Origin of the sequence: Dyella sp. 2HG41-7, assembly GCF_021390675.1 — a bacterium.
Taxonomy (GTDB): domain Bacteria; phylum Pseudomonadota; class Gammaproteobacteria; order Xanthomonadales; family Rhodanobacteraceae; genus Dyella_B.
In genome coordinates, this window is record NZ_JAJEJV010000004.1 from 1845557 (window position 1) to 1866642 (window position 21086).

Consider the following 21086-nt stretch of genomic DNA (forward strand, 5'->3'; position numbering starts at 1 on the left):
GATCAGGAATCAGCGATATTGCTGATGGCACTGACTGCAGTCGTGATCCACCTGCTTAAGCGTTGCGACCAGAGCCGGGCAATCGGCGGGGGATGATTGCGAGGCCGTCTGCAGCGTCGTATGCAGTTGTTTGGCGAAATCGCTGAACTGCGCCGGCGCGTCGGGGAAGGCGCCGGGGATGTCGGTCGAGATCATCTCCATATGCTGCAGCTGATTGACCGACGCGGAGGCGTCGCAATGCTGCCCTTTGACGATCTGCTGCAGCTGATGGCGGTGATACCCCATCGTCACCATCACCGCATGCGGCAGCGGGTTGCGTTCGGCCAGCGCGCGCATGGCGAACACGGTGCCGACGATGCCGATAACCAAGCCCAACACGATCATAAGCGCTGCACGCATTGCGATACCTATTCCCGAGGCGAAGAACGTCGAGCATACCCCAAGGCGTATGCCGTCCATGCATCGCGGCTAAAATGGCTCGATCCTTTTGAGTCGGGTGACGGCGTGAATTTTTGCGAGCTCCACGGAGCGACCGGTGGTCGCCCATGATCGGTGCGAACTATCCCTCCGAGCGTTTCGACGGTGTCGAGCGGCTGTACGGCGTCGGCAGCGTGGCGCATCTGGCGCAAAAACACGTGTGCGTGATCGGTGTCGGTGGAGTCGGTTCATGGGCCGCGGAAGCGTTGGCGCGCAGTGGCGTGGGCCGGCTCACGCTGATCGATGCGGATGAAGTTTGTGTTTCGAATACGAATCGCCAGTTACACGCGCTCGATGGCGAATTCGGCAAGCCAAAGGTTGGCGTGATCGCCGCGCGTGCGCATGCGATCAATCCGGCGATCCGTCTGGAAGCGATCGAGCGTTTTCTCACCCCAGCCACGCTGGATGAGTTGCTCGATCGCGGCTACGACGTGGTGCTCGATGCCTGCGATGCCTTCCGCGTAAAACTCGAGGCCATCGCCTGGTGCCGGCGACGTAAGTTGCCGATGGTGACGGTGGGTTCGGCAGGCGGTCGTACCGATCCCACGCAGATTCGCGTGCGCGATCTTTCACGCACCGAGCACGATGCGATGTTCAGCCTGATTCGCAAGAAGCTCCGCCAGGATTTTGGTTTTCCTCGCAACCCCGATCGCTATTTCGGCGTGTCGGCGGTTTATTCGTTGCAGAACGTGCAATACCCGCAACCGGATGGAACGGTATGCGGAACGCGCCCGCCGGGCGGCGATTCATTGAATCTGGCTTGCGGTGGCGGCCTTGGCGCGGCGACGCACGTGACGGGTGCGTTCGCCTTCGCCGCGGTGGGCAAGGTGATGGAGAAGTTGCTGGAGCGCTGACGACACGCGCTTCCTCTCCCCCAAGGGAGAGGAAGCGCAAGGGTATTACCAACCCATGTAATGCCCACCGTTGATGGCGAGATTAGCGCCGGTAATCCAGCTCGCCTCATTGGTGGTGAAGAACGCCACGGCGTGCGCAATTTCCTCAGGCTTACCGAGGCGGCCCACCGGGATCTGCGCCACGATCTTCTCGCGCACTTCTTCCGGCACGGCCATCACCATATCGGTGGCGACATAACCGGGCGACACCGTGTTCACGGTAATGCCGAAGCGCGCGTTTTCCTGAGCCAGCGAAATGGTGAAGCCGTGCATGCCGGCCTTCGCCGCGGCGTAGTTGGCTTGTCCGTACTGGCCCTTTTGGCCGTTGATCGAGCTGATCTGCACGATGCGGCCCCATTTTCGCGTACGCATGTCTTCGATCACCGGACGGGTGACGTTGAAGCAGGCGTTGAGGTTGGTGTTCACCACGTCCATCCACTGCTGATAGGTCATCTTGTGGAAGGTGGTGTCGCGGGTAATGCCCGCGTTGTTGACCAGAATATCCACCGGGCCCAACTTGTGGTGGACCGCGCTGATCATGTTTTCGCACGACGTCGGATCGGAGACGTCACCCGACACCAGAACCACCTCGATACCGTCTTTGACCATGGCTTGGCGCCAGGCCTCAGCCTTGGCCTCGTCGCGATAGTTGGTGGCGACGCGATGTCCCTGTTTGGCCAGATAGCGCACGATCGCAGTACCAATGCCGCCGGTGCCGCCCGTTACCAATGCCGTACGCTGAGTCATGCCTTGATCTCCTTATGGTGTGCGTGATGCGTTCCGCGCGACGTGCGCGAATCTACGTGAGCTTATACGCAGACAACATGAAGGAATATCGGTTCTTTGTATTGCAACATGCTGAGCGGCGTCCGTTCGTTATACCGGGTTAAGCTGCGTGATGGTCGCTGCAACGCGTCAATTGGTTCGGATCGAAATGATCTAGGGCGCGACGCAGCAATTCGGATGGATGGACGGCCGATTCGTCCGGCATCACGCCTAAAAACGATAGGGCACGCCGCAAACTCGCCATGGGCGAGGAAGGATCGACCTCCTGCGAGCGCTCGGATTTCGACAATTTTCGGCCCTCACTGTCGAGTACGAGCGGTAGATGCAGATATCGCGGCGTCGGCAAATTCAGGCAATGCTGCAGCCAGATCTGCCGTGGGGTGGAATCGAGCAGATCGTTGCCGCGCACCACCTGGGTGATGCCTTGCCAGGCATCGTCCACCACGCAGGCCAGCTGGTAGGAATAAAAGCCTTCGACCCGGCGGATCACAAAATCGCCCACGACCTCGCGCAACGGCTGGGATTGCGGCCCCTGCAACTCATCAACAAAGGTGACGGTTTTATCCGGTACGCGCATACGCCAAGCAGGTGCGCGATGCGGATCCGGAGGCGCGATGCAGCGGCCATCCCGGTGAATGCCGCCCGCGATGGTCAATTCGCTACGACTGCACCAACACGGAAATATCAGATCGGCCTTGCGAAGCTGCTCGAAAGCCGCGTCGTAGGCGGCGATGCGAGATGACTGATAGATGACAAGCTCGTCCGCTACCAAACCGAACGCCGGCAGCGCGGCGAGGATGGCTTGGGCCGAACCGGGCGCTTCGCGTGGCGGGTCGATGTCTTCCATGCGCACCAGCCATCGACCGCCGGCGTGGCGCGCGCACAGCCAGCTACCCACCGCAGCGGCCAGCGATCCCGCGTGCAGAAGTCCAGTGGGGGAGGGGGCGAAACGGCCGCGGTAGGTCATCGAGATATTTTACGTAAGCTGACCGTAATGCGGGCGCTGAAGCAGGTATCTATCCTTAACGCTTGAATCGTCGATGGTTCGCCGGAATCTATGGCACGGATTACCATTGTTTTCTTCGGCCTGACCGAACATAAGGACCACTATGCGCCGCATCGCGCTTTTTCTGCTGACCAACATCGCCGTCTTGCTTTTGCTGAGCATCGTCTGCCGCATCTTCGGCATCGATCAGTGGGCGGCCATGCACGGGTACGGCGGCATGACCGGGTTACTGCTCTATGCGGCGGTCTTCGGCATGGGCGGCGCTTTCATTTCCTTGGCGATGTCCAAGTGGATGGCGAAGATGTCCACCGGCGCGCGCGTGATCGAACAGCCGCAAAGCGAAACCGAGCGCTGGCTGCTGGATACCGTGCGCCACCATGCGCAGACCGCGGGCATCGGCATGCCCGAGGTCGCGATCTACGACGCGCCCGAAATGAATGCCTTCGCCACCGGCATGACCAAAAACAGTTCGCTGGTGGCGGTAAGCACCGGCTTGTTGTTGCAGATGGATCGCGAGCAGGTCGCGGCGGTGCTTGGTCATGAAATCGGCCACGTCGCCAACGGCGATATGGTGACGCTCACGCTTATCCAGGGCGTGCTCAATACGCTGGTGATACTTGCCGCGCGCGTCGTCGGACGATTGGTGGATAGCTGGATTTCCGGCGGCCGCGACAATCGCGGCGGCGGCATCGGTTACTTCGTGTGCGTGATGGTGCTGCAGTTGGTATTTGGCCTGTTCGCCTCGATGATTGTGATGGCGTTTTCGCGCTGGCGCGAATTCCGCGCCGATGCGGCGGGCGCGTTGCTGGCCGGTCAAGGCTCGATGATCTCCGCTTTGCAACGGTTACAGCTCAATCACGGCGAAAGCACCTTGCCCAAGACGATGGCTGCCTTCGGTATTTCCGGTCCGCTGGCGACTGGCCTGCAGCGCTTGCTGATGAGCCATCCGCCGCTGGAAGAACGCATTGCCGCCTTGCAGCGTGGCGGAGTCTAAACCGATATAACGCCGTCTTGTTGTCCCCTTCGCATCGGCGGGAGCCGGTGCGTTGAGGCGTCGTCGATCACGATCACTCATCTTTTGGAACGTTTTACGTTATGAGCGCAGCCGCTGAAACCCGCAAATTCGAAGCCGAAGTCGCCCAGGTCCTGCATCTGGTCACACACTCGCTGTATTCGCACAAGGAAATTTTCCTGCGCGAATTGATCTCTAACGCATCGGATGCCTGCGACAAGCTTCGTTTCGAATCCATCGCCAAGCCTGAGCTATTGGCCGGCGATGCCGAGTTGCGGATCGACGTGAGCTGGAACCCCGAGCAGCGCACCATCACCGTGCGCGATAACGGCGTGGGCATGAGTCGCGATGAGATCGTCGCCAATCTCGGCACCATCGCCAGCTCCGGCACGCGCCGTTTTCTTGAGGCGATGAGTAGCGAGCAGAAGAACGATGCTCGCCTGATCGGCCAGTTCGGCGTGGGTTTCTATTCAGCCTTCGTGGTCGCCGATAAAGTAACGGTCTACAGCCGCCGCGCGGGTTTGCCGGTGAGCGAAGGCGTGAAATGGGAGAGCGATGGCAAGGGCGAATATTCGCTGGCGCAGATCGAATTGCCCGAGCGCGGCACAGCGGTGGTCTTGCACCTGAAAGCCGACGAGGACGACTTTCTCAAGCGCTGGGAATTGCGTTCGCTGATCACGCGTTACTCCGATCACGTCGCGTTTCCCATTCGCATGCCGGTGGAAAAAGACGACAAAATCACCAACGAATGGGAAACGGTCAACGCGGCTTCCGCGCTTTGGACCAAGCCCAAGAACGAAATCAGCGACGAGGATTACCAGAGCTTCTATAAGTCGCTGGGCCACGATTTCAACGATGCGCTTGCCTGGACGCACAATCGCGTCGAAGGCAATCAAAGCTACACGACCTTGCTGTATCTCCCGTCGCAGCCGCCGTTCGAACAGATGATGGGCGGGCGCGACGAACGCAAAGGTCTGAAGCTCTACATCAAGCGCGTTTTCATCATGGATGCGGCGGAAGAGCTGCTTCCCAACTATCTGCGCTTTGTGCGCGGCGTGGTCGATGCGGACGATCTGCCGTTGAACGTGAGCCGCGAAATACTGCAACACAACCGGCAGCTCGAACGCATCAAAGCGGCGTGCGTGAAGCGCGTGCTGGATCTGATCGAAAAGCTCGCCAAAGACGAGCCGGAGAAATTCAATACGTTCTACAAATCGTTCGGCAACACGCTCAAGGAAGGCATCGTCGAAGACCACGCCAACCGCGAACGCATCGCCAAGTTGCTGCGCTTTGCGTCCACCAAGGGCGAAGGCGGCACGCAAAACGTTTCGCTGGACGACTACATCGGCCGCATGCCGGTCGATCAGGACACGATTTGGTATATCACTGCCGATAGCCATGCGGCGGCAGCGGGCAGTCCGCAGTTGGAGGCGTTTAAAGCCAAGGGCATCGAAGTGTTGCTGATGTCCGACCGCATCGACGAATGGATGCTGGGCAGTCTCAACGAATACAGCGGCAAAAAGCTGCGCAACGTCGCCAAGGGCGAATTCCCCTTGGACGAGGCGGGTAAGCAGCAGCAGGAAGAAGCGAACAAAGCCGCCGAACCGCTGCTGAAAAAGCTGAAAGACTTGCTCGGCGAGCGCGTAGCGGATGTCAAAGTCTCTGCGCGCCTCACCGATTCGCCGTCGTGTCTTGCGCTTTCCGATTTCGAGATGGCGCCGCATCTGGCGCGCTTGCTGCGCGAAGCAGGGCACGATATGCCAGAAAGCAAGCCAACGCTCGAGATCAATCCGCAGCACGCGTTGTTGAAGCGCGTGGAAGCAGAAAGCGATCAGATCAAAGCGAGCGACCTTGCCAATCTTCTGCTCGAACAGGCAGAGATCGCGGCCGGTGCGCCATTGCTCGATCCTGCCGCCTTCGTGCAACGTATGAATCGCGTGTTGTTGGGCTGAGCGTTCGCGCTTTGGTCGAAATGTACGGCCGCTATACTGCGGCCGTACTTGTTTATATGGGAACTCCATGAGCGCCTTGGTGTTGCTATTCGCTTGCCTGGTGTTGGGCATCGTGGTGGCGCGCCGCGTAAATACGCCGGCCGGCATGGTGCAGGGGATCAATTGGTGGGTCATCAACGTGGCGTTGCCGGCGTTGGTGCTCGATCTCATTCCGCGCGTAAAGGTTGATGCGCAATTGTGGTTTCCTGTCACCGCGATGCTTATCGTGTTTGGCGGCGCGTGGCTGTTGTTCGCTTGGCTGGGCAAGCGTCTTGGTTGGTCGCGTGGTCGCGTCGGCGCTTTGATTCTTGTATGCGGATTGGGGAATACATCGTTCATGGGCTATCCCATGATGCAAGCCTTGCACGGCCAGGCGGGGCTTTCATTGGCAGTCGTCGCGGATCAACTCGGAACGTTTCCACTGCTGTCTTCCGCTGGCGTGATCGTCGGCTCCATCTACGCGGGGCGCGACTCGAATGCCGGATCGATCCTGCGTCGCATCCTTACTTTCCCGTCCTTTGTCGCATTGATTCTCGGCATCGTCGTGGGGGCGCTTGGTGGTTGGCCCCAAACGGTGAGTGATGTGTTGGCGCCGATTGGCGCAACGCTGACGCCGCTCGCGCTGTTTTCGGTAGGCATGCAAATTCGATTCAAGCGCGAAGAAGGCCAATCGTCAGCGCTGGCGTGGGGTCTGGGCTGGAAGCTACTGCTGGCGCCGCTGGTGTGTTGGATGTTGGCGAGCGTCACCCATGTGAGCGGTTTGGTGCTGACCGTCGGCGTTTTGCAGGCTGCCATGGCGCCGATGATTTCCGCCGCGATTCTTGCGGATGAATACGGACTCGATCCGCCGCTTGCCAACGCGCTGTTGGGTGCAGGCATTGTGTTGTCGCTTTTGACGGTTCCGCTGGGCAATCTTTTGCTACCAGCCGGTTGATGGCGAATCGACTCAGGTTATCGCGTGCAATCTGGGTAAATGCGCGCCCCACACGACCGCCAGCAAGCGCATCAGAAGGATAACCGCGACGCCGGTAACAACCGCCAAGCTGCGCGGCGCACCAAGCTTTTGCAAAACCAGATACGCCACGATACCCGCAATCGCAGCCGTCGCATAGAGATCCTGCTGAAAGATCAACGGCACGCGTGCGCTCATCACATCGCGCAGCATGCCGCCTGCCGTGCCGGTCATCGTGCCCATCATAATCACGACCAACGACGGGAACCCTTCTGCTTCGGCAATCTGTGCGCCGCTGATCGCAAACAACGCCAAACCCAAGGCATCGGCGATCAGAAATCCATAGCCCGGCGGTGGAAGAAATGCGACATAGACCATCGCCAGCGCGGCGGCCACCAAAATCACCAACAGGTAACGCGCATCGCGCACCCAGAAGATGGGGTGACGATTGAGCAGCACGTCGCGCAAGGTGCCGCCACCGATAGCTGTGAGCGCGGCGAGCGCCAAGCCGCCGAGCAGATCCAGGTTCGAATGCGCGGCGACAAACACGCCGCTGATCGCAAAGACGGCAACCCCGATCAAATCCAGCCAATAAAGCAACATGCGGATTCCCCATGCATCCCCGTCGCGAAGCGCCGATAATGCCACGATGAAACAAGCAAGCCACGAAGCCGCACTGGAAGTACGCGCCGATATTTGGCTGTGGGCGGCGCGTATGTATAAAACGCGCAGTCTGTGCAAGCAGGCCATCGACGGCGGTAAGGTCGATGTGAATGGCGCAGGGTGCAAGCCATCCAAGGCTTTGCACGTGGGCGATCGGGTGCGATTGACCCGCGGCGAGGAGCGGCTGGAGCTGGAAATTCTCGCCCTTTCCGAGCTACGAGGGCCGGCTAGCGTCGCGCAAATGCTCTATCGGGAAACCGAGGAAAGCCGTCTTGCGCGCGAGCAGATACGCGAGGAGCGCCGCCTCAGCGGGGCAGGGCTAAACCGTCCGCCGACACGTCCAAACAAGCAGGAACGTCGAGAACTGCGACGGCTTAAAGATTTTCCATGAGTAGCACATCTCAGAAATCCGTCTAGATCTGCGTGATTATCTCCACAAAAGCAGGCAGCACACGAAGTTGCCTGCCCATGACGGATCACTGGGGACTACCATGACTGGGATCGGATTCTTCAAACGGCTGCTGAGCAACCACGCCGCGACGGGCGAACCGCAAGGGACCCTGGCGCAGGCAGCCTTGGGCATGCGGACGCTCGTGGTAGACGATTCGCCGACCATTCGCGCGGTGCTCGGCAAGATGCTCGGGCAAGAAGGCTACGCGGTGCAGAAAGCCGTCGATGGCGAGACCGCGATCGAGCTGGCCAAGGCCGAGCAGCCGGAGCTGATTTTTCTCGATATCGTGCTGCCGGGCGTCAACGGTTTTTCGGTGCTGCGCACCTTGCGCCACGATCCGCTGACGCAGCACATTCCGATTGTGATGATCAGCGGCAATCAACAGGCCACCGAGCAGTTTTACGTGCAACGCTTCGGCGCAGACGACTTTATCAAGAAGCCCTTCGGGCAGCGCGAAGTGCAGCTGGCCATCGATCAATTGGTGCGTGCAGGGCGCTTGACTGCGCGCGTCGCGACGCCGGTTGTCACCGCGACTGTGGTGACGCCGGAGTCACCCTACGAGGAAATTCGAAGCACGCTCTCTGGCATGGCCGCCTAAACACCCGCAGCAAGCCGTTTGATTTCAGACGGAAACGCCGCAGCGTGGGGACACTGCGGCGCTTTTTTTCTGCGTTTCGTTAATGACAATCACGCGAGATCGAAGCGATCCAGATTCATCACCTTGTTCCACGCGGCGACAAAATCGTTGACGAACTTCTTCTGCGCATCCGAGCTTCCATAGACTTCCGCCAGCGCGCGAAGCTGGGAGTTTGAACCGAAGAGCAGATCGACACGCGCGCCGATCCACTTCAGGTCTCCGGATTTGCGATCGCGGCCTTCAAAGGTGTCTTCGGCTTTGGATGTCGCTTTCCACGCGGTGCCCATATCGAGCAGGTTCACGAAGAAGTCGTTGGTCAGTGCTTGCGGGCGCTGGGTGAAGACGCCGTGCCGGGTGTGTCCAACATTGGTGTCCAGCACGCGCAGGCCACCGATCAGCACGGTCATTTCCGGCGCGGTCAGCGTGAGTAGTTGCGCTTTGTCGACCAGCAGCACTTCGGCGGGGACGGTGTAACGGCCCTTGAGGAAGTTGCGGAAACCATCGGCGACGGGCTCGAGCACGGCGAAGGATTCGACATCAGTTTGCTCGGAAGATGCATCCGTTCGTCCCGGCGCAAAGGGAACAGTCACATCGACGCCCGCGTTCTTTGCGGCTTGCTCGATACCTGCGCAACCGCCCAAGACGATCAGATCGGCGAGCGAAACTTTCTTGCCGCCGCTTTGCGCGCTATTGAACGATTGCTGGATGCCTTCGAGCGTCTTCAATACTTTCGCCAGCTGCTCGGGTTGATTGGCTTCCCAGTCCTTTTGCGGCGCGAGTCGAATGCGCGCACCGTTAGCGCCGCCGCGCTTGTCGGAGCCGCGGAAGCTGGATGCGGAGGCCCAGGCAGTCGATACGAGTTCGGAGACAGTCAAACCCGATACCAGGATCTTGCTTTTAAGCGCTGCGATGTCTTGCGCATCAATCAGCTTGTGGTCGGCGGCGGGAATCGGGTCTTGCCAGATCAGCGCTTCGGCTGGAACTTCCGGGCCGAGATAGCGTGCACGCGGCCCCATGTCGCGATGGGTGAGCTTGAACCAGGCACGTGCGAAGGCGTCAGCGAAATCATCTGGATTTTCCAGGAAGCGCCTAGAAATTTTTTCGTATGCAGGGTCGATGCGCAGAGCGAGGTCGGTAGTAAGCATCGAGGGCGCATGGCGCTTCGAGCGGTCATGTGCATCCGGCACCGTGTTCGCGCCAGCGCCGCCTTTCGGCGTCCATTGATGCGCACCGGCTGGACTCGTGGTCAGTTCCCACTCGTACCCGAATAGATTCCAGAAGAAGTTGTTGCTCCATTTGGTCGGCGTGCTGGTCCAGGTCACTTCCAAACCGCTGCCGATTGCATCGCTGCCTTTGCCGCTACCGAAGCTGCTCTTCCAACCTAGGCCTTGTTCTTCCATGCCGGCCCCTTCCGGTTCGGGGCCGACGTGGGTCGCGGGACCGGCGCCGTGAGTTTTGCCGAAGGTGTGGCCGCCTGCGATCAAGGCGACAGTTTCTTCGTCATTCATGGCCATGCGCGCGAATGTTTCGCGAATGTCCTTCGCTGCTGCGAGCGGATCAGGCTTACCTTCTGGGCCTTCGGGGTTCACATAGATCAAGCCCATTTGCACAGCAGCAAGCGGATTTTCGAGGTCGCGCTCGCCGGAGTAACGTTTGTCGCCGCCCAGCCAGGTGGCTTCGGAGCCCCAATACACATCTTCTTCCGGCTCCCAGACATCTTCACGTCCGCCGCCGAAGCCGAAGGTTTTGAAGCCCATTGATTCGAGCGCGACGTTGCCGGTAAGCACCATCAAGTCGGCCCAGGAAATCTTGTTGCCGTATTTCTGCTTGATCGGCCACAGCAAGCGGCGCGCTTTATCCAGATTGACGTTGTCCGGCCAACTGTTGAGCGGCGCAAAACGCTGCTGCCCGGCACCAGCGCCTCCGCGGCCATCGCCTGTGCGATACGTACCGGCGCTATGCCAGGCCATGCGAATGAACAAGGGTCCGTAGTGGCCGAAGTCTGCGGGCCACCAGTCCTGCGAATCGGTCATCAACGCGTGCAGATCTTTCTTCAACGCCGCCAAGTCGAGACTCTTGAATGCCTCGGCGTAATTGAATGGCTTATCCATCGGATCGGATAGCGGGGAATGCTGATTCAGAATCTTCAAGTTCAGCTGATTCGGCCACCAATCGCGGTTGGTAGGGCCACTCGTGGAATGCTTGAAAGGACACTTCGACTCGCTCGGCTTGTCGGCGGCGGTATCGGAAGTGGGCGTCACAGTGTTGAGATCGGAGCTCATGGCGAATTCCCTGCGGCGGAGGATGGGTGGCTGGCGTCGGCTAGCTACATAGGGAATCTACGCGCGCGTGTGTGGCAGGTGAATTGAATTGTTCCAATCGATTCCATAGGCAAGAGCTATTGAGACGACCATCATTTCATTCGATCAGATCCAGCGCGGTTCGACGCGCCGCTTCGCGGACCTCATTGCGCAAACGGTCATCGTCGAATGAGCGCGCCAACACCATGCCGCCGACGCAAAGCGCCGCGAGCGCCAAGCCGCGTTCGCGTTTGTCGGGGGTCGAAACGCTGTCCGAAAACATGGCGACCATGTGCTCGAGCAACTCGCAGTAGGCATCTTTAACGCGTTTGCTGGCGCGCGATACGTCGGATGGCAGCGCGATCATTGGGCATTGTCCTGCGACATCGTCCAGATGCGTGCGAGACAGATACGTATCGATCATTTGCCGTGCGCGCTCTTTGCCGCAACGCGAGGGGTCGAATTCGATGTCAGGCCAGCGCTCGGCAGGATTGAAGGTCAGGCGGGACCTGATCGCCTCGGTAAAAAGTTCTTCCTTGCTAGTGAAATGATTGTAGAAACCGCCGCGCGTGAGGCCGGCGCGCGTCATGATTTCATCGATGGAAACTTCGACAAAGCCGCGCTGATTGAAGAGCTCGCGGGCGCATTGAACGATGTGCTCGCGGGTGCGTTGCTTGTGTTCGTGGGTGTACGGCATGGCGCGATCTCCAAGGAACGCGGAGAGCCTGCCATAGTTTCAAAATATGTTCTTGAACATATTAAATTTCAGTCCAAACTCGCCTCGTTCCGCCCCCCACAAGGAGTCATGTGACATGAAGTTGTATTACGCAGAAACGATGAATCCGCGCAAAGCCTGCGCCGTGGCGAAGTACCTGAACCTGCCCATGGAATACGTCCGCGTCGACCTTCGCAAAGGCGAGCACCTTAAACCCGAATTCCTGAGTTTGAACCCGAACGGCAAGGTGCCGTTGCTGGTGGATGGCGATCTGCTGCTATGGGAAAGCGCCGCGATCATGGTGCATTTGGCCGTCAAAGCCGGGTCCGATTTGTGGCCGAGCGAACCGACCCAGCAGGTGGAAGTGTTGCGTTGGTTGTCGTGGGATTTGACGCATTTTTCCCGTCATGGCGGCACGTTGTATTTCGAAAATCTGATCAAGCAGGCGGTCGGTATGGGTGAGCCGAGTGCCGCCGCGGTGGAAGAGGCGACCAAGTTCTACAAGCGTTTCGCTGGTGTGCTCGATGCGCATCTTGCCGGACGCAAATATCTTCTGGGCGATCGGCTGACCATTGCAGATTTCGGTGCGGGCACGTTGCTGCCCTGGACGAAAGAAGCGAAGTTGCCGTTGGAAGAGTTCGCCAATATTGCGCGTTGGCATGAACGGTTGATGGAAATTCCCGCGTGGCGGGAGCCGTTCCCGGCGCCGATGTCGGAAGCTGCGTGAAACTTGTCCGTTTTCGAAATGTATGAAAGTTCGTCGTCCCGGCGAAGGCCGGGACCCAGCGACTTTGGTTGCGAACGTCACTGGGCCCCGGCCTTCGCCGGGGCGACGAGCTCTAGCGATATCGCGCGACGCGGAATTTTTCAGAGCAACGCTTTAAGCCGATAAAGCACTTCAAGCGCCTCGCGCGGCGCCAACGAATCTGGATCGACATCCAGCAACGCACGCTCAGCCGCCGACGGCTGAGCAGCGAACAATCCCATTTGCGGCGACGACTCGTGTTGTGGCGAGGGTTGCGCAGCGTGCGCATGCATGCCGCGTTCCAACTCGGCCAACGTTTTGCGTGCATCGGCAATCACCGATTTCGGCAAACCGGCCAACGCGGCAACTTGCAAACCGAAGCTGCGATTGGCGGGGCCTTCTTTCACCGAATGCATGAAGACGAGTTGGTCGCCATATTCGACAGCGTCCAGATGCACGTTGGCGATGCTCGGATATTCGGATGCCAATTCCGTGAGTTCGAAATAGTGCGTGGCGAACAGCGTATACGCCTTGCTGCTTGCCGCCAGATGCACCGCTGCCGCGCGGGCGAGGGCGAGTCCGTCGTAGGTGCTGGTGCCGCGGCCTACTTCGTCCATCAACACCAGACTTTGCGGGGTGGCGTTATGCAGGATATTGGCCGTTTCGCTCATTTCCACCATAAAGGTGGATTGGCCGCGCGATAGATCGTCGCCCGCGCCGATGCGCGTAAAAATGCGATCGATCGGCCCGACCGCTGCGCGCGATGCCGGCACATAGCTGCCGATATGCGCCAACAAAACGATCAGCGCGTTCTGGCGCATATACGTGGATTTACCGCCCATATTGGGACCGGTGATCACCAGCATGCGGCGGTTGTCGTCGAGTGCAAGATCGTTCGGCTCGAAGGGTTCTTCGCGCACTTTTTCGACGACCGGATGACGGCCGCGTTCGATCAGAATGCCAGGAACATCGGTGAGTTCCGGTGCGTTCCAGTCCAGCGCTTCGGCGCGTTCGGCCAGCGTGGAAAGCACATCGAGTTCCGCCATGGATGCGGCGGCGTGTTTCAGTGGTTCCAGCTGTTCGATCAGCGTGTCGAGCAAGGCTTCGTACAAGGCGCGCTCGCGCATCAGCGAACGCTCCTTGGCGGAGAGCACTTTGTCTTCGAAGGTTTTCAGTTCTTCGGTGATGTAGCGTTCGGCGTTCTTGGTGGTTTGGCGGCGCGTGTAATGCGTGGGGGCCTTGTCCGCCTGCGACTTGGTGATCTCGATGTAATAACCGTGTACGCGGTTGTAGCCGACCTTGAGCGTGGGAATGCCGCTGGCGGCTTTTTCACGCTCTTCGAGTTCGACCAAGTATTGATCCGCGTGCGTGGCGAGGCGGCGCAATTCGTCGAGTTCGGCGTCGTAACCATCGGCGATGATGCCGCCGTCGCGCAGCAGCACAGGCGGTTGTTCGATGATGCAGCGCTTCAGCAATTGGGCCATCGTGGCGTGATCGCCGATTCCTTCGACTAGCGCGTGCAAAAGCGGGCTGTCGAGCGCGGCGATGGTTTCGCGCAAAGCGGGTGCAGCGGCGAGTCCATCGCGTAAGGTGGACAGGTCGCGCGGACGCGCCGAACGCAATGCAACGCGCGCAAGAATGCGTTCCAGATCGCCGATGCCGCGCAGTTGTTCGCGCAAGGTTTCGTAACGACGCGTTTCGATCATCGCGCCGATGGCCTGATGCCGATGCCGCAACGTGTCGCGCGAACGCAACGGACGATTCAACCAGCGGCGCATCAGACGAGCGCCCATCGGCGTCACGGTTTCATCGAGCACGCCAAGCAAGGTGTGCTCGACGCGTCCGCTCGGGTGCGTATCCAATTCGAGATTGCGGCGCGTTGCGGAATCTAGCGCAATGGTTTCGCTCGCACTTTCCACGGACATGCCTGAAAGATGCGGCAATGCGCTTTTCTGCGTTTCTTCCACATAGCCGAGCAAGCACCCTGCGGCGGCGATGGCGAGCGGCAGGTTATCGACGCCGAACCCGGAAAGATCGCGCGTACCAAAAAAGCGGTTGAGCTCACGTCGCGCCGCATCGCCGTCGAAATGCCACGGCGGCCGCTTGCGCAGACCGGGCAGGGCGCTTACCAATTTCGGCCACGCCACATCTTCGCCGACCAACGTTTCCGCCGGCTGTAAGCGCGCCAATTCCGCAGCGAGCGATTCCGCATTCGACACTTCGCTCAGCAGAAAGCGGCCGCTAGAAAGATCGACCCACGCCAATCCGTAACTGCCGTGCGCGCCGGCCGCAATGGCCAGCAGCAGATTGTCGCGACGTTCTTCCAGCAAGGCTGCGTCGGTCACCGTGCCCGGCGTGACGATGCGCACTACTTTGCGTTCCACCGGCCCCTTCGCCAACGCCGGATCGCCGATCTGTTCGCAAATCGCAACCGATTCGCCCAGGCGCACCAGCTTGGCCAGATAATTTTCCACCGCGTGATACGGCACGCCCGCCATTGGAATCGGTTGTCCCGCCGACTGCCCGCGCTGCGTCAGCGTGATGTCGAGCAAACGCGCCGCCTTGCGTGCGTCGTCGTAGAACAACTCGTAGAAATCGCCCATCCGGAAGAACAACAGCACGTCCGGATGCGCGGCCTTCGCCGCGAGGTATTGACGCATCAAAGGGGTGTGCAGCGAGAGGTCGTCCTGATTCATGCGGTCTTGTCTTGGCGTCGTAGGGCTGAGCGAGTACAACGGAAAATTCGCAAGTCGCGGAGTGTCGCATGGAGAAGTCGTTCGTTCCTACTGATGCCGAGCTGGCGGCGTTGGCGGTGTGCACCGCCGCGGCGATGCAGCGGCATTCGTCGATGCTGGCATCGGCCGAATCGTGCACCGGCGGGTGGATCGCCAAGACGCTGACCGATCTGTCCGGCAGTTCCGCCTGGTTCGAAGCGGGCGTCGTCAGCTACAGCAACGCCGCCAAGATGTCGCTGCTCGGCGTGCGACGGGAGACGTTGGAGCGTTTCGGCGCCGTGAGCAAAGAAACGGCTTTGGAAATGGCCTCCGGCGCGGTGGATCGCCTGAATGCGGATGTGGCCGTGGCCGTCACGGGGATTGCCGGGCCGACGGGCGGCACGCCGGATAAGCCGGTCGGCACGGTGTGGATCGGCTGGGCGCGTCGCAGCGGCGCAGCGCACGCCAGGCTTTTTCATTTCGAGGGCGACCGTGAAGCCGTACGACGCCAGACCGTGGCCGAGGCCCTCGAGGGCGTGCTGGCAATCCTGACGAATTGAACAGAAATTGACCAGCGGCTCGGCTTGACCGTTGTGGGATACTCAGGGTTGGTCTAATCCATTTTGCGTAGGCGTCACCGTTCCTGTCTGTCTGCAGACCGCAGGACCATCGGCGAGGACAGACGGCCAGTCTGCCCTACGCCACGCAACACACTCTGCGGGCCTTCTGGACATCATGCCACCCACGCAAAATGGATTAGACCAACCCCGCCAGCATCCCAGTCCGTGAGACGAACACGCGGCATGATGCTCGCCACGACCACAACGAACAGCGGAATCACGACGATGGAAGACAACAAGCGCAAAGCGCTCGCTTCGGCCCTCGGCCAGATCGAGAAGCAATTTGGCAAGGGCGCGGTGATGCGCCTGGGCGATCGTACCAACGACAACATCGAAACCGTCTCCACCGGTTCGTTGGGCCTGGACATCGCGCTGGGCGTCGGCGGTTTGCCGCGCGGACGCGTGGTGGAGATCTACGGTCCGGAATCCTCGGGTAAAACCACGCTCACTCTGCAAGTGATCGCCAATTGCCAGAAGAACGGCGGCACCGCGGCCTTCGTCGACGCCGAGCACGCGCTCGATCCGATCTACGCGCAGAAGCTGGGCGTGAATATCGACGATCTGCTGGTTTCGCAGCCCGACACCGGCGAGCAAGCGCTGGAAATCGCCGACATGCTGGTGCGCTCCGGTGCGGTGGACGTGGTGGTGGTCGACTCCGTCGCCGCACTCACGCCCAAGGCTGAAATCGAAGGCGAAATGGGCGATTCCCACGTGGGTCTGCATGCCCGTCTGATGAGCCAGGCGCTGCGCAAGCTCACCGCCAACATCAAGAAATCCAACTGCCTGGTGATCTTCATCAACCAGATCCGTATGAAGATCGGCGTGATGTTCGGCAACCCCGAAACCACCACCGGCGGTAACGCGCTGAAGTTCTACGCGTCCGTGCGTCTGGACATCCGTCGTATCGGCGCGGTGAAGAAGGGCGAAGAAGTCATCGGTTCGGAAACGCGCGTGAAAGTGGTGAAGAACAAGGTTGCGCCGCCGTTCCGTCAGGCCGAATTCGAGATTCTGTACGGTGAAGGTTCCTCGCGCGAAGGCGAAATCATCGAACTGGGTGTGGCGCAGAACCTCGTCGAAAAATCCGGCGCGTGGTACAGCTACAAGGGCGATCGCATCGGTCAGGGCAAGGAAAACGTGCGCCAGTTCCTGCGCGATAACCCCGCCATCGCCAACGAGATCGACCGCGAACTGCGCGCGCGCCTGCTGGTTAGCAGCGGCGGCGCCACGGCATCCTCCGAAGAAGCGTTGGAAGAAGCCTGACGATGAGCGAGCGACGCCTGCGGATTCTTCTTGTCGGCGCGTCCGGCACCTTGGGGCGCGCAGTACAAGCCGAGCTCGCTCAGCGCCATGACGTGATCGCTGCCGGACGCAATTCCGGCAGCATTCGCATGGATCTCACCGATGTCCAAAGCATTCGCGACGGCTTGAAACAAGTGGGCGAACTGGATGCTGTGGTGAGCGCAGCGGGCAAGGTCACATTTGCGCCGCTGTCGGATTTCAAAGCGGCTCCGTTCGGCGAATCGCTGCATACGTTGGGCATCAGCGACAAACTGCTCGGGCAGGTGAATCTCGCGCTGGCCGCACGGGATTGTCTGCGCGATGGCGGTTCGATCACGCTCACCACCGGCATTCTTTCCGAGCAGCCGATCGTTGCCGGTACGTCCGCGAGTCTGGTCAATGGCGCGGTGGAAGCCTTTGTGCGTGCGGCGGCGATCGAATTGCCGCGCGGGCTGCGTATCAACGTGGTCAGCCCCAACGTATTGACGGAAGCCATGCCCGCTTACGCGCCGTTCTTTCGAGGCTTCGAACCCGTCAGCGCGGCACGCGCCGCCATGGCGTTCAGTCGCAGCGTGGAAGGCGCGCAGACGGGGCAGATCTACAAAGTGTTCTGATCGTTTCTTCGTCGATGAAACGCAAGCCAGGCGACAAAACCACTGAAAAACCCAAACCCAGCGCCTATAGCAAGGCGCTGGGTCTGCTTGCGCGCCGCGAACATTCACGTCGTGAATTGCGCCAGAAGCTGGATCGCAGCGGCTATGCCAAAGACGAAGCCGGCGAGGCCTTGGATCGCCTTGGCGAGCAGCAGTATCAGGATGACGACCGTTTCGCCGAAGCCCTGATCCGCAACCGTTCTGCCCAAGGGTACGGCCCCATGCGCCTGCGAGCCGAGCTGAAAAGCCACGGTTTGGCCGACGCGCGCATCCGCACTCTGCTCGACGCCGCCGATATCGATTGGGCCGAATCCGCCGCCGCGCAACTGCGTCGCCGATACGGCGCCAAAGGCTCCGCAGACCCGGCCGAACGCGCGCGCCGGGCGCAATTCCTCTTGCGTCGCGGCTTTCCCGCCGCCACAGTACGGGATGTAACCCACGCCGACGTGGACGATGCGACCGACGAAACCCTTTGAGACCCCCGCGCGGGCCTGACGAAGGGCGTTGGCGTCGCCGCGTCGCGCCCTTTTTGTCTTAAGCCCCGATCTCAATGAAAACTGCCGACATCCGCTCCGCTTTTCTGGACTACTTCCGCTCGAAGGATCACGCCATTGTGCCGTCCAGTTCGTTGGTCCCCGCCAATGACCCGACGTTGTTGTTCACCAACTCCGGCATGGTGCAATTCAAGAACGTGTTTCTCGGCAGCGAGAAATTGCCCTATACGCGTGTAGCCGACGTGCAGCGTTGCTTGCGCGCCGGCGGCAAGCACAACGATCTGGATTCGGTGGGCTACACCGCGCGCCATCACACCTTCTTCGAGATGTTGGGCAACTGGTCGTTCGGCGACTATTTCAAGCGCGATGCAATCCGCTATGCGTGGGAATTGCTGACCGGCGTGTTCAAACTGCCAGCCGAAAAGCTGTGGGTCACCGTCTATCACACGGACGACGAAGCCTACGACATCTGGCACAAAGAAATGGGCGTGCCGACCGAGCGTATCGTGCGCATCGGTGACAACAAAGGCGCGCCGTTCGCGTCCGACAACTTTTGGCAGATGGCCGATACCGGTCCGTGCGGACCGTGTTCGGAAATTTTCTACGATCACGGCCCCGACGTTGCCGGCGGTCCGCCGGGCTCGCCGGATGAAGACGGCGATCGCTACATCGAAATCTGGAATTTGGTATTCATGCAATTCGATCGCGCGCCCGACGGCACGCTGTCGCCGTTGCCCGCGCCGTGCGTCGACACGGGCATGGGCCTGGAACGTCTCGCGGCCGTGCTGCAGCACGTGCATTCCAATTACGAGATCGACTTGTTCGAGCATCTGATCAAGGTCGCTTCGGAACTCACCAAAACACAGGACCTCGGCAACAAATCGTTGCGTGTGATCGCCGATCATATTCGCGCGTGTTCGTTCCTGATCGTCGATGGCGTGTTGCCGTCGAACGAAGGGCGTGGTTATGTGTTGCGTCGAATCATCCGTCGTGCGTTGCGTCACGGCTGGATGCTGGGCGTGCGCGGCGATTTCTTCTGGAAGATGGTGAAGCCGCTGGTCGAAGAAATGGGCGCGGCGTATCCGGAGCTTGCTGCGAAGCAATCATTCGTGGAAGAAGCGCTGCGCATGGAAGAACAGCGCTTCGGCGAAACGCTCGAACACGGTATGCGCGTGTTCGATGAAGTTGCCGCCAAGTCGGGCACGACAATTCCCGGCGAAGACGCTTTCCGTCTCTACGACACGTACGGCTTTCCGGTGGACCTTACCGCCGATATCGCACGCGAGCGTGGCCTGAGTGTCGACATGGCGGGCTTCGAGCAATCGATGGAGCAGCAGCGCGAGCGTGCGCGTGCAGCGAGTCGCTTCGAAGCGAAGGGCCAGATGCCGGCGGAGCTTGCCAGTCAGCTCGCACCGACGGTGTTTTTAGGTTACGAAGCGTTGACCTATGGAGCGTGCAAGGTCGTCGGCATCGTGCGCGCCGGTAAACAAGTGGGCCAACTTGCGGAAGGCGAAGATGGTCTGGTGATTCTGGATCAAACGCCGTTCTACGCAGAATCCGGCGGACAGGTGGGCGATACCGGCACGTTGTCGAATGGCGCGGGTCGTTTCGATGTCGCCGACACGATCAAGATGGGCGGCGTGTTCTTCGGCCACGCCGGACGCTGGCATGGTGCGCAGCCGTTGCGTTCGGGCGATGTCGTCGACGCGGATGTCGATATGTCGCGTCGTCAGGCTACGGTGCTCAATCACTCGGCGACGCACTTGCTGCACGCCGCGTTGCGCGAATTGTTGGGCGAACATGTCACGCAGAAGGGTTCGCTCGTTGCGCCGGATCGTCTGCGCTTCGACTTCTCGCATTTCAAGCCTGTGTCTCGCGAAGAATTGGCGAAGATCGAAGCCGCCGTAAACGCCGAAGTGCGTCGTAACGTGGAAGCGGAAGTGCGCCACATGGCGTATGACGATGCCATTGCATTCGGCGCGATGGCGTTGTTCGGCGAGAAATACGGCGACGAAGTGCGCGTGCTGAAAATGGGCGATTTCTCGACCGAGCTGTGCGGCGGTACGCATGTCGGCCGCACGGGCGATATCGGTTTGTTCAAGATCGTAAGCGAATCCGGCGTTGCATCTGGCGTGCGGCGTATCGAAGCGGTAACCGGTGTCGGCGCGCTCGCTTATGTTGCGGATGAAGAGCGTCGCTTGGGCGAGCTGTCCCAACTGTTGTCAACGAGCGGTGATGAAGTCGCCGACAAGCTGCGTCAATTGCTGGACCGTCAGAAAAAACTCGAACGGGAATTGGAATCGCTGCGCGCCAAAGCAGCCGGTTCGATGACCGGAGATCTTGCGCAATCGGCGCGCGATATTGCTGGCATTAAGGTTGTTGCAGCTCGCGTAGAGGGTTTGGATGCAAAGGCGTTGCGCGACGGCGTAGACCAGCTTAAACAGCAACTTTCCGACTGCGTTGTCGTGCTTGCAGGCGCCATGGAAGGGCGTGTTTCGCTGGTTGCAGGCGTGCACGGAAAAGCCGCAGGTCGCATCAAAGCCGGCGACGTTGTCGCGCACGTTGCAGGGCAGATCGACGGAAAAGGCGGCGGACGCCCGGATATGGCGCAAGGCGGCGGCATGGACAAACCACAATTACCTGACGTTTTGACAGGTACAGTGGAGTGGATCGGTAAGCAGTTGGCGGGTTGACGCGCT

The 21086-nt window shown here is 60.2% G+C and carries 19 protein-coding genes; 12 read left to right on the forward strand and 7 right to left on the reverse strand.

Annotated features, from left to right (window positions below; genetic code table 11):
- Window positions 1-9: 9 nt before the first annotated feature.
- A complete protein-coding gene (locus tag L0U79_RS09645; RefSeq protein ID WP_233841979.1) occupies window positions 10-399 on the reverse strand; it encodes a cytochrome c in 390 nt (129 codons plus the stop codon).
- A 146-nt stretch (window positions 400-545) separates the two neighbouring features.
- Between L0U79_RS09645 and L0U79_RS09650 the strand changes: the two genes are divergently transcribed.
- Window positions 546-1331, forward strand: coding sequence for a tRNA threonylcarbamoyladenosine dehydratase (locus L0U79_RS09650; protein ID WP_233841981.1), 786 nt, complete (start codon window positions 546-548; stop codon window positions 1329-1331).
- 45 nt (window positions 1332-1376) lie between these two features.
- On the opposite strand, the gene phbB is transcribed toward L0U79_RS09650, so the two are convergent.
- Window positions 1377-2117, reverse strand: coding sequence for an acetoacetyl-CoA reductase (phbB, locus tag L0U79_RS09655; RefSeq protein ID WP_233841983.1), 741 nt, complete (start codon window positions 2115-2117; stop codon window positions 1377-1379).
- 139 nt (window positions 2118-2256) lie between these two features.
- A complete protein-coding gene (gene gluQRS, locus L0U79_RS09660; protein ID WP_233841985.1) occupies window positions 2257-3123 on the reverse strand; it encodes a tRNA glutamyl-Q(34) synthetase GluQRS in 867 nt (288 codons plus the stop codon).
- 142 nt (window positions 3124-3265) lie between these two features.
- Here gluQRS and htpX point away from each other — a divergent pair, with 142 nt between their 5' ends.
- From htpX to L0U79_RS09675, 3 genes are all read left to right on the forward strand, one after another.
- The gene (gene htpX, locus L0U79_RS09665) at window positions 3266-4156 is read left to right on the forward strand and encodes a protease HtpX (RefSeq protein ID WP_233841987.1); all 891 of its coding nucleotides are present in this window, start codon (window positions 3266-3268) and stop codon (window positions 4154-4156) included.
- A 101-nt stretch (window positions 4157-4257) separates the two neighbouring features.
- A complete protein-coding gene (gene htpG / locus L0U79_RS09670) occupies window positions 4258-6126 on the forward strand; it encodes a molecular chaperone HtpG (RefSeq protein WP_233841989.1) in 1869 nt (622 codons plus the stop codon).
- A 67-nt stretch (window positions 6127-6193) separates the two neighbouring features.
- Window positions 6194-7099: an AEC family transporter gene (locus L0U79_RS09675; RefSeq protein WP_233841991.1), complete on the forward strand. Its 906-nt coding sequence runs from the start codon at window positions 6194-6196 to the stop codon at window positions 7097-7099.
- A 12-nt stretch (window positions 7100-7111) separates the two neighbouring features.
- On the opposite strand, the gene L0U79_RS09680 is transcribed toward L0U79_RS09675, so the two are convergent.
- Entirely contained in the window at window positions 7112-7720 is a 609-nt protein-coding gene (locus L0U79_RS09680) for a trimeric intracellular cation channel family protein (protein WP_233841993.1), read from the reverse strand.
- Between the two features lie 46 nt (window positions 7721-7766).
- On the opposite strand from L0U79_RS09680, the gene L0U79_RS09685 reads away from it, so the two are divergent.
- Together L0U79_RS09685 and L0U79_RS09690 are read left to right on the forward strand one after the other, a co-directional pair.
- The gene (locus L0U79_RS09685; RefSeq protein ID WP_233841995.1) at window positions 7767-8171 is read left to right on the forward strand and encodes a S4 domain-containing protein; all 405 of its coding nucleotides are present in this window, start codon (window positions 7767-7769) and stop codon (window positions 8169-8171) included.
- Between the two features lie 100 nt (window positions 8172-8271).
- The gene (locus L0U79_RS09690) at window positions 8272-8829 is read left to right on the forward strand and encodes a response regulator (protein WP_233841997.1); all 558 of its coding nucleotides are present in this window, start codon (window positions 8272-8274) and stop codon (window positions 8827-8829) included.
- 89 nt (window positions 8830-8918) lie between these two features.
- On the opposite strand, the gene katG is transcribed toward L0U79_RS09690, so the two are convergent.
- Together katG and L0U79_RS09700 are read right to left on the reverse strand one after the other, a co-directional pair.
- Window positions 8919-11150 carry a catalase/peroxidase HPI gene (katG, locus tag L0U79_RS09695; protein WP_233841999.1) on the reverse strand — a complete coding sequence of 744 codons (2232 nt, stop codon included), beginning with the start codon at window positions 11148-11150 and terminating at the stop codon, window positions 8919-8921.
- A 136-nt stretch (window positions 11151-11286) separates the two neighbouring features.
- Window positions 11287-11865, reverse strand: coding sequence for a TetR/AcrR family transcriptional regulator (locus tag L0U79_RS09700; RefSeq protein ID WP_233842001.1), 579 nt, complete (start codon window positions 11863-11865; stop codon window positions 11287-11289).
- A gap of 115 nt (window positions 11866-11980) precedes the next feature.
- Here L0U79_RS09700 and L0U79_RS09705 point away from each other — a divergent pair, with 115 nt between their 5' ends.
- Window positions 11981-12610 (forward strand): glutathione S-transferase family protein, encoded by a 630-nt coding sequence (locus L0U79_RS09705; RefSeq protein ID WP_233842003.1) that lies wholly within the window; start codon window positions 11981-11983, stop codon window positions 12608-12610.
- 140 nt (window positions 12611-12750) lie between these two features.
- Here the strand turns inward: L0U79_RS09705 and mutS are convergent, their stop codons facing one another.
- Window positions 12751-15324, reverse strand: coding sequence for a DNA mismatch repair protein MutS (mutS, locus tag L0U79_RS09710; protein ID WP_233842005.1), 2574 nt, complete (start codon window positions 15322-15324; stop codon window positions 12751-12753).
- A 68-nt stretch (window positions 15325-15392) separates the two neighbouring features.
- Between mutS and L0U79_RS09715 the strand changes: the two genes are divergently transcribed.
- From L0U79_RS09715 to alaS, 5 genes are all read left to right on the forward strand, one after another.
- A complete protein-coding gene (locus L0U79_RS09715; RefSeq protein WP_233842007.1) occupies window positions 15393-15902 on the forward strand; it encodes a CinA family protein in 510 nt (169 codons plus the stop codon).
- Window positions 15903-16187: 285 nt separating this feature from the next.
- A complete protein-coding gene (gene recA / locus L0U79_RS09720; RefSeq protein ID WP_233843882.1) occupies window positions 16188-17222 on the forward strand; it encodes a recombinase RecA in 1035 nt (344 codons plus the stop codon).
- Window positions 17223-17239: 17 nt separating this feature from the next.
- On the forward strand, window positions 17240-17854 hold the full coding sequence (locus L0U79_RS09725; protein ID WP_233843883.1) for a short chain dehydrogenase: 615 nt from the start codon (window positions 17240-17242) through the stop codon (window positions 17852-17854).
- Between the two features lie 14 nt (window positions 17855-17868).
- The gene (locus L0U79_RS09730; RefSeq protein ID WP_233842009.1) at window positions 17869-18369 is read left to right on the forward strand and encodes a regulatory protein RecX; all 501 of its coding nucleotides are present in this window, start codon (window positions 17869-17871) and stop codon (window positions 18367-18369) included.
- Between the two features lie 74 nt (window positions 18370-18443).
- Window positions 18444-21080 (forward strand): alanine--tRNA ligase, encoded by a 2637-nt coding sequence (gene alaS / locus L0U79_RS09735; RefSeq protein ID WP_233842011.1) that lies wholly within the window; start codon window positions 18444-18446, stop codon window positions 21078-21080.
- Window positions 21081-21086: the final 6 nt, after the last annotated feature.

Excerpts from the sequence above, each read along its gene's own strand:
- L0U79_RS09645 (WP_233841979.1), bottom strand. The coding sequence starts at position 399 with ATGCGTGCAGCGCTTATGATCGTGTTGGGCTTGGTTATCGGCATCGTC.
- L0U79_RS09650 (WP_233841981.1), top strand. The coding sequence starts at position 546 with ATGATCGGTGCGAACTATCCCTCCGAGCGTTTCGACGGTGTCGAGCGG.
- phbB (WP_233841983.1), bottom strand. The coding sequence starts at position 2,117 with ATGACTCAGCGTACGGCATTGGTAACGGGCGGCACCGGCGGCATTGGT.
- gluQRS (WP_233841985.1), bottom strand. The coding sequence starts at position 3,123 with ATGACCTACCGCGGCCGTTTCGCCCCCTCCCCCACTGGACTTCTGCAC.
- htpX (WP_233841987.1), top strand. The coding sequence starts at position 3,266 with ATGCGCCGCATCGCGCTTTTTCTGCTGACCAACATCGCCGTCTTGCTT.
- htpG (WP_233841989.1), top strand. The coding sequence starts at position 4,258 with ATGAGCGCAGCCGCTGAAACCCGCAAATTCGAAGCCGAAGTCGCCCAG.
- L0U79_RS09675 (WP_233841991.1), top strand. The coding sequence starts at position 6,194 with ATGAGCGCCTTGGTGTTGCTATTCGCTTGCCTGGTGTTGGGCATCGTG.
- L0U79_RS09680 (WP_233841993.1), bottom strand. The coding sequence starts at position 7,720 with ATGTTGCTTTATTGGCTGGATTTGATCGGGGTTGCCGTCTTTGCGATC.
- L0U79_RS09685 (WP_233841995.1), top strand. The coding sequence starts at position 7,767 with ATGAAACAAGCAAGCCACGAAGCCGCACTGGAAGTACGCGCCGATATT.
- L0U79_RS09690 (WP_233841997.1), top strand. The coding sequence starts at position 8,272 with ATGACTGGGATCGGATTCTTCAAACGGCTGCTGAGCAACCACGCCGCG.
- katG (WP_233841999.1), bottom strand. The coding sequence starts at position 11,150 with ATGAGCTCCGATCTCAACACTGTGACGCCCACTTCCGATACCGCCGCC.
- L0U79_RS09700 (WP_233842001.1), bottom strand. The coding sequence starts at position 11,865 with ATGCCGTACACCCACGAACACAAGCAACGCACCCGCGAGCACATCGTT.
- L0U79_RS09705 (WP_233842003.1), top strand. The coding sequence starts at position 11,981 with ATGAAGTTGTATTACGCAGAAACGATGAATCCGCGCAAAGCCTGCGCC.
- mutS (WP_233842005.1), bottom strand. The coding sequence starts at position 15,324 with ATGAATCAGGACGACCTCTCGCTGCACACCCCTTTGATGCGTCAATAC.
- L0U79_RS09715 (WP_233842007.1), top strand. The coding sequence starts at position 15,393 with ATGGAGAAGTCGTTCGTTCCTACTGATGCCGAGCTGGCGGCGTTGGCG.
- recA (WP_233843882.1), top strand. The coding sequence starts at position 16,188 with ATGGAAGACAACAAGCGCAAAGCGCTCGCTTCGGCCCTCGGCCAGATC.
- L0U79_RS09730 (WP_233842009.1), top strand. The coding sequence starts at position 17,869 with ATGAAACGCAAGCCAGGCGACAAAACCACTGAAAAACCCAAACCCAGC.
- alaS (WP_233842011.1), top strand. The coding sequence starts at position 18,444 with ATGAAAACTGCCGACATCCGCTCCGCTTTTCTGGACTACTTCCGCTCG.